This is a genomic window from Halomonas sp. WWR20, assembly GCF_054602495.1.
In genome coordinates, this window is the sequence record NZ_JBTRHR010000002.1 from 346,031 (window position 1) to 359,502 (window position 13,472).

Genomic DNA, 13,472 nt, shown 5'->3' on the forward strand with positions numbered 1-13,472 from the left:
ACCTACGAGAGATAGGCGCTCATTATCACGCCGTGCGGCGGCGCGGGCAAAGGCCGTGATCGGCAGGCGTCACAAACTGTCGGTAGAGGGTTGGGGTGTCGGATCTTGTCGTGCAAGGGAGTCGTTTCCACCGAACTCGCCCGCGAGTTCCTCCATCAGGCCACGCACAGCAGGCGAATGGCTTTTACGTCCGACTCGGAGGGCATAAACGATCGTCGGAGGCGGCGTCAATTCGCGATCCATGATAACCATCTGCGGCGTGACATGACGCTTGTTGAGTAGAGACACGCCCAGGCCGGCATTCACGGCAGAAACCACGCCGGAGATGCTGGCACATGTCATCACGGTGGAAAAGCCTGGCGGTCGCGACTGCCCGACATCCATCGCCCAACGTCGATAGAAACAGGCGTCGTCAAAGGCGACGAAAGGCAGCGATCGCGTCGTATCGAGTGCGAGATCAGGCGACTTCACCCAGTGCAGCGGCTCCTTGGTGAGCACTACATCCGATCCGCGCTGGCGATGCTCGAAGAGTTGCAGCAGCCCAAGGTCGAGCTCGCTGCGATCGATCTGCTCCTCGATCGTCAGGCTCTGAGCGACGCGAGTGTGCACCGTGACCTCGGGGTGGCGTCGCGTAAAACGGCCAAGAATGCGTGAAAGACCGCCGCTCGTCGTGTCCTCGGTCACGCCAAGCCGGATCTTCCCGCTTAGCGGCGATGCTCCCAGGCTCATCACGGCCTCGTCGTGCAGGTCAAGAATGCGACGCGCATAACGCAGCAACCGCTCGCCCTCCGGCGTGAACGGCGACTGTCCGGCGCGCCTCGCCAATAGCTCGCAGCCTAGTCCGTTCTCCAGGCGCTTGATCTTGTGTGACACCGCTGATGGGACAGTGCCAAGTGCTCCGCGGCCCGCGTGATGCCACCGTGATCGGCAACGGCACGTAGCGCCTGCAGCGCTCCTATTTCCAGTCTCGCGCTCACCTGTATCACTCCGGTTCAACCGTCGGCTCGCCTCCAATCGACATGACAAATATCGATCGTAACGACAAGACAACTCATTTGAGTCATTCCCGTAAGTCTCGCAAGCTCATCGGCACACCTCAAGGCGGAGCGGGAACATGAAACCGATCGCGACTGACAATGTGTTGATCGACGGCAAGCGTATCGCCCACGGCGTCTACGGCCAGGGCGCACCCGTCGTGCTTCTGCATGGCACGCCCTCGTCCTCTCTCATCTGGCGTGATGTCATGCCTCCATTGGTCGAGGCCGGATATCGCGTCCATCTCTTCGATCTGCTGGGTTATGGCCACTCCGAGCGCCCCTGGGACCCAACGGTCGATACCTCGATTTCCGCCCAGACATCGGTGCTTGAAAGACTGATGAACCACTGGCGGCTGGAGACGGCGCATGTCGTCGCGCATGACTTCGGCGGCGGCATCGCCCAGCGTTTCGGGATTTTCCATCCCCAACGGCTGCGTTCACTGACACTGATCGACACGGTGAGTTACGACAGCTACCCCTCGCCACACACCCGACAGCAGATGGCGAACGGCCTGGAGAGACTGGGCAAGGCACCCGATGCCGAACACCGCGCTCATTTCCGCGAATGGCTGTTGACCGCCGTCCATGACCCGCGCGCGCTGGAAGATTCCGCGCTCGACACCTACCTCGATTTCATCAGCGGGCCCATAGGGCAACCCAGCCTCTTCCAGCACCAGGTTCGCCACTACGATGCTAAACACACGCTGGAAATCGCAGACCGATTGCCCGAGCTCGGTAGCCTGCCGGTCCAGCTGATCTGGGGAGCGGATGATGCCTGGCAAAGTGTGGATTACGCCCATCGCCTGAATGCTGATATCCCGGGTTCCGAACTCACCGTGCTGGACAACTGCGGCCACTTCGCTCCCGAGGATCAACCTGAAGCGATCGCCCGGCTTCTGATCGAGTTCCTCCGTCGAGACCGGGGCCGATAGGCGACTGCCGCTGACGACCGATCACCAAGATATGTGACGACAGCACACCATGGAGATATAACGACGCCGACGGCGGGGCATCCCCGCGTTGATCATCCATGAGTGCGAGGGTGGAGTCTGTTTAACTAACCCCCAGATCACCGAAATGATACTGCAGCAGCGTCAGGGCGACGACGGGGGCGGTTTCGGTGCGCAGGATGCGCGGACCGAGAGTCAGTGGAGTGAAGCCGGCCGCCGTGGCGACGTCGACTTCGGTGGGGGACAAGCCACCCTCGGGGCCGATCAGCAGCGCGGCGCGCTCGACGTGCGCCTGGCGGGCGAAGGCCGATTCGGTCGCTGGATGCAGCGCCAGCCGCAGAGGCTCGTCACGCGCCGAAAGCCATTCGGCCAACGGCTGAGGGGCGTTTATCACGGGAACGACGGCACGCCCGCACTGCTCGCAGGCGCTGATCGCCACGCCTTGCCAGTGGGCGAGCTTCTTGGCCTCGCGTTCGCCCTTCAAGCGCACGTCGCCGTGCTCGGTGTATAGCGGCGTGATCACCGCCACGCCCAGCTCGACGGCTTTCTGGATGGCATAATCCATGCGATCGCCCTTGGAGATCGCCTGGCCGAGATGCACCGCCAGCGGCGACTCCCGCTGTCCGGTAAAGACCTCCCGGATACGCACCGCGACCTGCTTGCGCGCGACAGTGATCAGCTCGGCATGCGCTTCAACGCCGCGACCGTCGAACAGCGTCAGTGTCGCGCCTTCGCGCAGGCGCAGCACCAGCGCCACATGACGGGCCGCGCTTTCCGGCAGAATCAGCGTCGCGCCGGCGTCAAGCGCCGACTCGACATGGATGCGCGGAGCGGCCATCGCTTACTGCAGGTTCTCGCTGGCTTGGGACTCGCGCTGTTTCTTCTGGGCGTACATGGCCTCGAAGTTGACCGGCGCCAGCATCAGCGGAGGGAAGCTGCCACGATTGACCAGGTTGTCGATGCATTCGCGGGCATAGGGGAACAGCACGTTGGGGCAGAAGGCGCCCAGGGTGTGATCGAGCTGGTCGCCCTCGATCCCGGCGATGCGAAACAGTCCGGCCTGTTCGACTTCGACCAGAAAGTTCACCGACTCGTCTTCGCTATTGGATACCTGAGCGGTGACCTTGACCACGACCTCGTAGAGATTGTCACCGATCTGCTCGTTGGCGGTGTTCAGGTCCAGGCCGACCTTGGGCTTGAACGGCTGCTGGAACACGCCTGGCGCATTGGGCGACTCGAAGGAGATATCCTTGACGTAGATACGCTGCAGAGAGAACTGCAGCTGCGGGTTCTGGCCCTGTGCGGCCTGGTTGTTGTCTTCCGCCATGATTGCGTTTCCTTTGACTCTAAAGGCGCCATTCACGAGGAGAATGACGCATCGTTATCGTTGCCTTAGCGCATGAACACGAGGTAAGGACTCTTCCCTACCGCCACGGTTATTTAATGACGCACCTATTTACGCACCACCGGCAAGTTGTCGGCCTGCCACTGGCCCATGCCGCCCTTGAGCTTGGTCACCCGGGAGAAACCGGCCTTGCTCAGTTGCGCCACGGCGACACCCGAGGACTGGCCATGCTTGCACACGATGATGATGGGCTTGTCCTTGAACTTCTCGAGTTCTCCCATACGCTCGTTCAGGCGACTCTGGGGGATGTTGCGCGCGCCGGCAATATGTCCCGTCTTGAAGTCCTTATTGTCGCGAATGTCGACGACGATTCCATCCTCGCGATTGACCAGGTTAGTGGCCTCGCCGGTGGACACGCCGTGATTGCCACGCTTCGCCTCGAAGGCGATCCACGCCAGCAGCACCAACAGGAAGGCGCCCACCAGCAGCGGATGGTTCTGCACGAATTCGAACAGCTGATCGATCATGGGTCTGGGTAACTCTTGTTGCCACAACGCTTTTTCCGCTTGCCGCGGGACCTGCCAGCGCAATACGGTATCGGATGGGCCGTGCGGGATATGAATATCACGAAACCCTGCCCAGGACACCGGCAGCGCGGCGTCGATCTGCGCGCCCTGCCCCAACTCCCAGGCGGCGCCCAGTATACACGAGGTGTCGGCGGACGTCCGGTTCAAGCGTATCCGGCTGACGCCCGGGGCGGGTGTACGATATTATGCCGGAGTAAGGATACATAGGCACACGCCTAGGCCGGTGAAAACAGACGGCGAGCTGAAGCCTTTCCCGCCGGCCGTCAGTCGCAAACCCCCGTGTGGCGCCGTGCATGAGGCACCGAGCCGGCCCACCACACTCATGCGAGGCATATCATGGCAGATACTACGACCCAGCGACCCCGTCCGGTAGCGCTGATCATTCTCGACGGCTACGGCCATAACGAAGAAACTCAACACAATGCCGTCAAGGCAGCCCGCACCCCGGTCATGGATCGCCTGCAACAGCAGTACCCCACGAGCCTGATTCACACCGACGGCAAGTATGTTGGCCTGCCGGAAGGGCAGATGGGCAACTCCGAAGTCGGTCACATGAATCTGGGCGCAGGGCGTATCGTCTACCAGGACTTCACTCGCATCACCAAAGCGATTGCCGATGGCGAGCTCGCCAGCATCGAGGCTCTAACGAAGCCCATCGATGCGGCGGTCAAGGCGGACAAGGCGGTGCATCTGCTCGGCCTGCTGTCGCCGGGTGGCGTGCATAGCCATGAAGATCATATCCTGGCAATGGCCGAGATGGCCGCCGCGCGCGGTGCCAAGCGTATCTACATTCATGCCTTTCTCGACGGCCGCGATACCGCGCCACAGAGTGCGCAGCCCTCACTGGAGCGCGCCAACGCCAAGCTTGCCGAACTCTGCCCGAATGGCGAGGGTTTCGTCGCCTCGATCGTCGGCCGTTATTTCGCCATGGATCGTGACAACCGCTGGGACCGCGTGGAAAAAGCCTACCGCGTCATCTCCGCAGCCGACGGCGAACACATCGCCGAATCCGCCGAGGCCGGCTTGGCCGCTGCCTACGAGCGCGGCGAGACCGACGAGTTCGTCGCCGCGACCAGCGTGCGCCCGCAGGGCCGCACCGTGAAGATGGAAGACGGTGACGCCGCCATCTTCACGAACTTCCGCGCCGACCGCGCCCGCGAGCTGACCCGAGCCTTCGTCGAGGACGACTTCCAGGGCTTCACTCGCCAGGCACGCCCCAGACTCGCCGCCGACGGCCTGGTGATGCTGACCGAGTATTCCGCCGACATTCCGGCCCCGGCCGCATTTCCGCCTTCCGACCTGGTCAACACGCTGGGTGAAGTGGTATCCGCACGCGGCATGACCCAACTGCGCATCGCCGAAACCGAAAAGTATGCGCACGTCACGTTTTTCTTCTCCGGCGGCCGTGAAGCCGAGTTCGAAGGCGAGGATCGCATCCTGATTCCCTCGCCCCAGGACGTCAAAACCTATGACGAGAAGCCGGAGATGAGCGCTTTCGAGCTCACCGACAAGCTGGTGGCGGCGATCGACTCCGGCACCTACGACCTGATCATCTGCAACTATGCCAATGGCGACATGGTCGGCCATACCGGCAACTTCGATGCCGCGGTCAAGGCGGTGGAAACGCTGGATGTCTGCGTGGAGCGCGTGGTCGAGGCCATCGAGCGCGCCGGTGGCGAATGCTTGATCACCGCCGACCATGGCAATGTCGAGCAAATGGTCAACCCGCAGACCGGCGCGCCACAGACGGCGCATACCACCTTCGAAGTGCCGCTGGTCTACGTCAGCCCGCGCCAGGCCAGGCTCAAGGAAGGCGGACGCTTGTGCGATCTGGCGCCCACCCTGCTGGCGATGATGAATCAGGAGCCCCCTGCCGAGATGACGGGCAACGTGCTGATCGAGTATTGAGCGTGCCGCGTGCCAGCGCAGCGGCCCTGCCGCTCACACCGCTGACATGAGCCGGCGGCGCATCGCCCAGATCAGCGCCGTCACGCTCCTGAGCGTGGCGGCGTGGATCATGCCTGTCGCCAGCCTCGCTCAGGACACGCCGTCCAGCGAACGCGAGGCCCAGGCTCAGCTCGGCGAGCTACAGTCCGATATCCAGGCCCTGCAACAACGCCTGGACACGACCCGCAACGCCCGCGGCGACGCCAGCCGCGAACTCAAGAAGATCGAGACCGCCCTCGGTGAGACCCACCAGCGGCTCGATGCCCTGCATGCCGAACGGCGCCGGCTGGATGACGAACTCGAGACGCTAGCCGCACGCCAAGACTCGCTTGAGGCCGAACGCGACGCGCAGCGTCAGGCACTGGCCCAGCAACTGGATGCGTTGTACCGCCTCGGTCTGACGCCCCAGCTCAAGTTACTGCTCAATCAGGACGACCCGGCACGCCTCGACCGCCTGCAGACCTACCTCAACCGTCTGTCCCGAGCACGCCAGGCACGCCTCGAGGCGCTGGCGCGCCTGAACACCCAGCTCAACGACACCCAGAATGCCATCCAGGCTCGCCGTGAGCGCCTGGCGTCACTGACCGAGGAGCTCACTCAGCGCAGCGCAGCGCTTGCCGCACAGCAGGCCGAACGCAAGTCGCTGCTGGCCAGCCTCGAGCAGCGTTATGCCAGCGAGCAGGTGCGTCTGGAAGAGCTGAATCAGGACCGCGCCCATGCCGAGCGCATTCTCAAGCACATGCAGGAGGAGCTGGCCCGGCTCAAGCAACCACCGCCCTCGACGCGCATCGAGCAGACCCGCGGCGAGTTACCCTGGCCGGTGCAGGGCCGGCTGGTATCGGCCTATGGCCAGGGCGAGGGCGTCGACCGCAACGGCATTCTCATCGCCGCCCCCGAGGGCACGCCGGTCAAGGCCGTGCATCCGGGACGCGTGGTGTTCGCCGACTGGATGCGCGGTTTCGGCAATCTGCTGATCGTCGATCATGGCGATGGTGTGATGACGCTCTATGCGCACCTGCAGCAGTTCGCGGTCGACGTCGGGGCCCGCGTCGAGCGCGACGCCCCCATCGCGGCGGTCGGCAACACCGGTGGTCGCCCCAATCCGGGGTTATATTTCGAGGTCCGCCAGAATGGCGAGCCCATCGACCCGCGTCGCTGGATCGCGCGGCGCTGAACAAAACCGCCCGCAAGGGCTGGGCTATCTCTGGATTCTCGCCAACCACAAAGGCTATGCTGGCCTTTTGTCCCGCCCCGCCTTGGAGAATGCATGGCCGTCAACCTACTCAACGCGTGTTTGCCGAGACGCAACCTGCTGCGCACGCTGGCGCTGCTGGCGCTGTTGTCCCAGCCCGCCATGGCCCAGCCAGAGACGCCAAGCGCTGACGACCTGCCGGTGGAGGACGTCCAGACCTTCGTCGAGATCTTCGAGCGCATCAAGCGTGCCTATGTCGATGAAGTCGACGACTCCACCCTGCTGCGTAACGCCATGCGCGGCATGCTCGGCGAACTCGACCCGCATTCCGCCTATCTGGATGCCGACTCCTTCTCCGCCCTGCAGGAATCCACCGAGGGCGAGTTCGGCGGCGTGGGCATCGAGATCGGCATGGAAGACGGCCAATTGACCATCGTCGCCCCCATCGACGATACCCCTGCCGCCCGTGCCGGCTTGCAGGCCCACGACGACATCCTGCGTATCGACGACACTCCCACCGATGGCCTCTCGCTGCAGGATGCGGTAGAGCTGATGCGTGGCGAGCCCGGCAGCGATGTCAGCCTGACCATTCTGCGCAGTGGAGAAGATGCGCCGCGGACCGTGACGCTGACCCGTGAAGCCATTCAGACCGACAGCGTGAAAAGCGAAATGCTCGCGCCGGGATACGGCTATATCCGCATCAGCCAGTTCCAGAACCGTACCGCCGCCCAGACCCGCGAGGCGCTGGAGCGCCTGCAACGCGAAGCCCCTCTCGAAGGTCTGGTGCTGGACCTGCGCAACAATCCCGGCGGCGTACTGCAGAGCGCCGTGGATGTCGTGGACCTGTTCATCGACAGCGGTCTGATCGTCTATACCGAGGGCCGCCTGCCGGACAGCGACATGAGTTTCTCCGCTACGCCGGGCAGCGCGGCGCCCGAGGTGCCCATGGTGACGCTTATCAACGGCGGCAGCGCCTCCGCGGCGGAAATCGTCGCCGGCGCACTACAGGACCATCACCGCGCCGTGATCATGGGCACCGCCAGCTTCGGCAAGGGGTCGGTGCAGCAGGTGCTGCCCCTGGGCAATGGCGATGGTCTCAAGCTGACCACGGCGCTGTATTACACCCCCAAGGGCCGCTCGATTCAGGCTCAAGGCATCGACCCCGACGTGGATGTCGTGCGCGGCCACCTGGAGATTGCCGATGCCATGGGCCTCGAGGTGCGCGAGGCGGACCTGGCGGGACATCTGCTCAACGAGGCGGGCGAACGCAGCCGCCAAACGGCGCAAACTTCGCCATTGGCAGAACGGGACTACCAGCTCGGCGAAGCCCTCAATCTGCTCAAGGCGCTCAATGTCGTTAAAGGCCGCTCGACCTCGCGTCCAGCAACGGCCACGCCTTAAGTGCCAGACTGCTGGCCGTTGGCGAATCACGCTCAGGCAGTGCAGGACAAGGCCCCGCTTGCGGGGCCGTTGGCGAGGGCCAGGCGACGCTCGTCCGCTTAGCGACAGCTCGCGGGCAACTCGCCACGTTCACCGATGGCCTGGCGCACCAGCAGTCGCTTGAGCGGATCGCAGCGATCGATTCCCGAAAGCCCCAGGTTGCGCGCCAGTCGCAATGCTGGCTGTGACGTGCCGAACAGCAGCCGAAAGCCATCCATCAACGCCAGCATGGTAGCGTTGTCGCCCCGTCGACGGCGCGCATAGCGGGACAGGATGCGTTCGTCGCCCAGCGCCGCGCCGCGTGCCTTGGCCCTGATCAGTTCCTCGCCGAGCACCGCGGCATCCATGAAGCCCAGATTAACGCCCTGCCCCGCCAACGGATGAATGCTGTGCGCGGCGTCGCCCACCAGCGCCAACCCCGGCTCGACGTAGCGCTGCGCGTGGCGCTGCGTCAGTGGGAAGCGAACCGCCTTGTCGATGACCTCCACCCGGCCCAGACGATGCTCGAACGCGGCGGCCAGCGCCTCGCCCAGCGCTTGGGGGGACAATTCGACGAGCCGTTCCGCCTCGCTCGGCGACGTCGACCAGACGATCGAGCAGTACAGCGCCTGTCCGTCGACACACAACGGCAGAAAGGCCAGCGGTCCCCCAGGCAGGAACACCTGACGCGCCACCCCGGCATGGGTGCGCTCCACCCGCACCGTGGTCACCACGGCCGCATGACCGGTGTCCTGAGCGCGCACCGCGATGCCCGCCAGCGTGCGCAGTGGCGAGTGAGCGCCATCGGCGGCCACGATCAGTGGTGCCTCGCAACGCCGGCCATCTTCAAGCACCACTGCACGTCCGGCGGCACACCGTTCGAGCCCGGCCACGCGGGCGCCAAACAGCGAGGTGACGCAATCCAGCTGTGACAAGCGCGTTTCCAGCGCCGCCAGCACCACGTCGTTCTCCACGATATGCCCGAGCACCGGCACGCCAACGTCACTCGCGGCAAAGGAGATTTCGCCGTTGCCCTCGCTATCCCAAACCTGCATGCCGGTATAGGGCGTGACACGCCGCTCGGCCATCAGTGGCCAGGCGCCCAAGCGGGTCAATAGACGTTGCGATACCGGCGTCAACGCACTGACGCGCGGCGCCGGGCGCCCTTGGCCCAGCCCGTCCTGCGTCAAGGGACCGGTGCGAGCGTCGAGCACGCTAACCGCCACGCCCGCCTGGCCCAGCAACGTCGCCAGGGCGGTGCCCACCATGCCCCCGCCGACGATGATGACCTCTGCTTGCATGGGCTTCTCCTTTGTTGCGTTGTTTATGGTCGCGCGTTGTTTATGGTCGCGCGGTCTTTCGCTTGCCCACGCGTGTATCAGCACGCCGGTTCCCGTTCGCCAGGCGCCGGCATCGCTTAGGCTTCGCCTGACAAATCGAGCGATAGCCAGGCAGAGCGAAATGGGCGAGAAGGCGGAGTTTACGGGCTGTAAATGAGGACTTTTAGCCCATTTTAACGCTGCATGGTCGAGCGCAGGTACTTTTCGGACAAAGCCTAGCGCTCGAGCCCCATTGCCCGGCGCCCCAGCGTCCGGCGCAGCGGCCCCGACAGGTTGAGCCCGACCAGCCCTGCGGCACGGCCATGCGACAGCAGCGAGTGATCGATGCCGAACAGGCGCACCAGCCCGTCGCTGAAGCGGATCACGTTATGCCGGTCGCGCTCACGGCGCGCGTCGAAATCCTGCAGTCCCCGCGGATCGCCTGGCCGTTCGCCCATGGCCAGGCCCGACTCCAGCGCCGCAACCAGATCCATCACCCCACGCAGGGCAAGGTTGAAGCCCTGGCCTGCCACCGGATGCAGCGCATGGGCAGCATTGCCGAGTACGGCCAAGTGCGGGCGCACCGTCTCATTGGCGGTCACCAGCGACAGCGGATAGGTGTGGCGCTGTCCGACACGCCGAAAACGCCCGGCCCGGTCGCCAAAGACACGCTGCAACCGGGCCAGGAAGTCACCCTCACTGAGCCGCAACGTGGCGGCGTCTTGCCCCTGGGCATGAGTCCAGATCAGTTCCATGCGATCGCCCGGCAACGGCAGCAGCGCCAATGGCCCATCCCGGGTAAAGCGTTCGTAGGCGACGCCGCGGTGCGGCTGGCTGACTTCGACGTTGGCGATCAGGGCGGCCTGCGCATAGGGTTCGGCATGACTGGTAATGCCCAGCTGCTCCTTGAGTCCCGAACGCCCGCCATCCGCGAGCACGGTCAATCCCGCCTGTAGGCTGGCGCCCGTGGACAGGGTCAAACAGTGCCCTTGCGCCTGGGGGACGATGCTTTCCACCTTTGCCGGGCAGTACCAGTCCAAGGCAAGGTCTTGCAAACGCTCATGCAGTACCCGGCCCATCCAGGCATTGGGCAGGACATAGCCCAGCGCATCGACCCCGAACTCCTCGGCTTGTAGCCGCGCCGCGCCCAGGCGTCCGCGCTCGCTGACATGGATGAGCCGGATCGGCGCCGCCTCCTGCGCTAGCAAGGGCCATACCCCGAGATGCTCGAAGTGCCGTCGTGAGCCCTGGGAGATCGCGCTGGCCCGGGCATCGAAACTCGGCTGATACCCCGTCAGCCCCTCGCCGGGCAGTGATGCCGCTTCGATCACGGCGACTCGCAGCGCATAACGCGTGATCAACGGCGCCAAGGCGCCAGCCAGACTGGCCCCGACCAGGCCGCCGCCTACGATAGCAATATCCACTTGAGACTGGGTCATGTCGTCCTCCCTGACGTGGCGTGATGCGCCATTTTCTCCCTCTCCATCGCGGTCCTCGTGTATGCCGTTAGCGTCTCTATGGCTTGTATCTTCACGGTGGCGAAGATGCCTCAGATAGAATTACAGCATTACGTACTTTACGTAATAGAGTCGATACACCGAAAAAATCAGGCGTCACGCCCCGCCATCAGTGCCTCAATCTCATCGCAGGTCTTGGGGACCTCCGCCGTCAATACTTCGCCGCCATTGGCGGTGACGACGACATCGTCTTCGATACGAATGCCGATGCCGCGTAATGCCGGCGGGATATCTTCGGCATCGGGAATGTACAGTCCCGGCTCGATGGTCAGTACCATGCCCGGTCTGAGAGGGCGCGGCTGCCCCTTGAGGCTGTAACTCCCCACATCGTGAACGTCCAGCCCCAGCCAATGAGAGGTGGAGTGCAGATAGAAGCGCCGGTAGCGGCCCTGCTGGATAACGGTGTCCAGATCGTCCTCGAGAAGCCCCAGTCGGATCAGCCCCTGGGTCAGGTCGCGAACCACGCCGTCATGCAGCTCGCTTAAGCTGATGCCCGGTCTTACTGCCGCCACGGCGTTGCATTGTGCGTTCAGCACGACCTCATAGACAGCGCGCTGCGCCTCGGTGAAGCGACCATTGATCGGAAAGGTGCGAGTGATGTCGCCGGCGTACAATTCGAACTCAGCGCCCGCGTCGATCAGCACCAGCTCGCCGTCACGTAACGGCGCGGCATTCTCGATATAGTGTAGGACGCACGCATTGGCGCCGCCGCCGACGATAGTGCCGTAGGCGGGCGCACGCGCACCGTGCCACTGGAATTCGTGTTCGATCTCGGCCTGCAACTGGTACTCGCAAAGCCCGGGCTGCGAGGTGCGCATGGCACGCATGTGCGCCAGTGCCGAGATGTGGGCGGCGTGGCGCATCAGCTTCAGCTCGGCTTCGCTCTTGATCAGGCGTTGCTCGTGAATCCGTTGGCTGACGTCGGCAAAGGCCTGAGGAGGATGCGCGCCACGCCGAACGTGCGCCATCAATTCGCGCCGCACCTCTTCGGCCAACGCCAGCGCCTGGTCATCGTCGAGCGGCAGGTAGAGCGTATCCCGTCCATCCAGCAACGCTGCCAGACGCTCGCGCTGGGTATTGTCGAACGCCTCGTCCATGGCGTAGTCCGCCACGGCTCCGCTCGCACCGATGCGAATGCCGGTCCAGGCCTCCTTGTCGGGATCCTTCTCCTGACAGAACAGCACCTCCTCGCCATCCTCACGCCCCGGCAACAGCAGCAGCAGCGCGTCGGGCTCGGGAAACCCGGTGAGGTAATGGAAATCGCTGTCCTGGCGGAAGGGGTATTCACTGTCGCGGTTGCGCGTGGCCAGGGTGGCGCCGGGAAGCAGGACCGCACTGTTCGCCGGCAGCTCGGCCATCAGCCTCATGCGCCGAGCCTGGTATTCCGTGATGGGGATTGCCGCAGGACGTGGCAGGGATTCGCGTTGCATCAGCGCTCCTATTATTGGGCATCAGATAAGCGGGACATCAGTGACGAACGGGCGGCACCTCGCCGGGAACCGAGCCGTCCGCGCCGTTGCTGTCCTGTGGCGTCTCGACCTGCTCGACCTGCGGCTTGCCAGGGTGCTGCTCGGTGTACAGCAGCATGGCCGCCATGCGGGCATGTTCGGTCAGGGCGAACAGATCATTCTCGTTCTCGGCGTTGTCCTCGAGTTCGACCTCGATGCCGGCGAGCCCCTCGAGATCTTCCAGCGCCTCGCGCAGGTTGCTCGACCAGCCATCTCGGGTTTCGGGCTCGACCTCACCGATCCCTTCAAGAAAGCCCAGCGTCCAGTCCTTGAGACCCTGGGCACGTTCCGCCAAGGAGAATATTTCGTCAGGCAGCAGCGGCTCGTAATTGAGTTCCGGTGCTGCCAGGGCATCAAGCACCTGTCGCCGCCAGGCCAGCAATACTTCGCCGTCCTCGCGCGATTGTGGCTGCTCGACACCGAGTGCTGCACATACCTCCTCCAGCCAGGTCTCGGCGGCAATATCGCGCAAGGCAAGCTGCGAACAAAGACGCCCATCGAGAAATGCCGGCGACTGTAGGCTGCCGTGCGCCAGGAAGACATCGGCGACACTGGAAAAGTCGAGTTGCTCGTTGATGATCGACAAGGAAGCCTCCGTGGTGAATCGCCCGCCCGCGTGCGTTGACCGCTATGGGGCGGCTCTCTATAGTG

At 64.1% G+C, this 13,472-nt stretch carries 12 protein-coding genes; 4 read left to right on the forward strand and 8 right to left on the reverse strand.

Annotation, left to right across the window (positions count from 1 at the left end):
- Nucleotides 1-69: 69 nt before the first annotated feature.
- Nucleotides 70-873 (reverse strand): LysR family transcriptional regulator, encoded by an 804-nt coding sequence (locus ACW4DH_RS04925; protein WP_459635246.1) that lies wholly within the window; start codon nucleotides 871-873, stop codon nucleotides 70-72.
- A gap of 241 nt (nucleotides 874-1,114) precedes the next feature.
- Here ACW4DH_RS04925 and ACW4DH_RS04930 point away from each other — a divergent pair, with 241 nt between their 5' ends.
- Nucleotides 1,115-1,969, forward strand: coding sequence for an alpha/beta fold hydrolase (locus ACW4DH_RS04930; protein WP_459635247.1), 855 nt, complete (start codon nucleotides 1,115-1,117; stop codon nucleotides 1,967-1,969).
- Nucleotides 1,970-2,090: 121 nt separating this feature from the next.
- Here the strand turns inward: ACW4DH_RS04930 and ACW4DH_RS04935 are convergent, their stop codons facing one another.
- From ACW4DH_RS04935 to ACW4DH_RS04945, 3 genes are all read right to left on the reverse strand, one after another.
- Nucleotides 2,091-2,825 (reverse strand): 16S rRNA (uracil(1498)-N(3))-methyltransferase, encoded by a 735-nt coding sequence (locus ACW4DH_RS04935; protein WP_459635248.1) that lies wholly within the window; start codon nucleotides 2,823-2,825, stop codon nucleotides 2,091-2,093.
- A gap of 3 nt (nucleotides 2,826-2,828) precedes the next feature.
- The gene (secB, locus tag ACW4DH_RS04940; protein WP_459635249.1) at nucleotides 2,829-3,314 is read right to left on the reverse strand and encodes a protein-export chaperone SecB; all 486 of its coding nucleotides are present in this window, start codon (nucleotides 3,312-3,314) and stop codon (nucleotides 2,829-2,831) included.
- A 125-nt stretch (nucleotides 3,315-3,439) separates the two neighbouring features.
- On the reverse strand, nucleotides 3,440-3,859 hold the full coding sequence (locus ACW4DH_RS04945; RefSeq protein WP_459635528.1) for a rhodanese-like domain-containing protein: 420 nt from the start codon (nucleotides 3,857-3,859) through the stop codon (nucleotides 3,440-3,442).
- 396 nt (nucleotides 3,860-4,255) lie between these two features.
- Here ACW4DH_RS04945 and gpmI point away from each other — a divergent pair, with 396 nt between their 5' ends.
- The 3 genes from gpmI (at nucleotide 4,256) to ACW4DH_RS04960 (ending at nucleotide 8,459) form a co-directional block, all read left to right on the forward strand.
- Nucleotides 4,256-5,827: a 2,3-bisphosphoglycerate-independent phosphoglycerate mutase gene (gene gpmI / locus ACW4DH_RS04950; RefSeq protein WP_459635250.1), complete on the forward strand. Its 1,572-nt coding sequence runs from the start codon at nucleotides 4,256-4,258 to the stop codon at nucleotides 5,825-5,827.
- Between the two features lie 46 nt (nucleotides 5,828-5,873).
- A complete protein-coding gene (locus ACW4DH_RS04955) occupies nucleotides 5,874-7,040 on the forward strand; it encodes a murein hydrolase activator EnvC family protein (protein ID WP_459635251.1) in 1,167 nt (388 codons plus the stop codon).
- A gap of 93 nt (nucleotides 7,041-7,133) precedes the next feature.
- The gene (locus ACW4DH_RS04960) at nucleotides 7,134-8,459 is read left to right on the forward strand and encodes a S41 family peptidase (RefSeq protein ID WP_459635252.1); all 1,326 of its coding nucleotides are present in this window, start codon (nucleotides 7,134-7,136) and stop codon (nucleotides 8,457-8,459) included.
- A 98-nt stretch (nucleotides 8,460-8,557) separates the two neighbouring features.
- Here ACW4DH_RS04960 and ACW4DH_RS04965 read toward each other — a convergent pair whose 3' ends face one another.
- The 4 genes from ACW4DH_RS04965 to ACW4DH_RS04980 all read right to left on the reverse strand — a co-directional run bounded on the left by ACW4DH_RS04965 (nucleotide 8,558) and on the right by ACW4DH_RS04980 (nucleotide 13,407).
- A complete protein-coding gene (locus tag ACW4DH_RS04965; protein ID WP_459635253.1) occupies nucleotides 8,558-9,778 on the reverse strand; it encodes an FAD-dependent monooxygenase in 1,221 nt (406 codons plus the stop codon).
- A 254-nt stretch (nucleotides 9,779-10,032) separates the two neighbouring features.
- Complete coding sequence (ubiH, locus tag ACW4DH_RS04970; RefSeq protein ID WP_459635254.1) at nucleotides 10,033-11,235, reverse strand: 2-octaprenyl-6-methoxyphenyl hydroxylase; 1,203 nt, start codon at nucleotides 11,233-11,235, stop codon at nucleotides 10,033-10,035.
- Nucleotides 11,236-11,402: 167 nt separating this feature from the next.
- Nucleotides 11,403-12,743 (reverse strand): Xaa-Pro aminopeptidase, encoded by a 1,341-nt coding sequence (pepP, locus tag ACW4DH_RS04975; RefSeq protein WP_459635255.1) that lies wholly within the window; start codon nucleotides 12,741-12,743, stop codon nucleotides 11,403-11,405.
- Nucleotides 12,744-12,780: 37 nt separating this feature from the next.
- On the reverse strand, nucleotides 12,781-13,407 hold the full coding sequence (locus ACW4DH_RS04980; protein WP_459635256.1) for a UPF0149 family protein: 627 nt from the start codon (nucleotides 13,405-13,407) through the stop codon (nucleotides 12,781-12,783).
- Nucleotides 13,408-13,472: the final 65 nt, after the last annotated feature.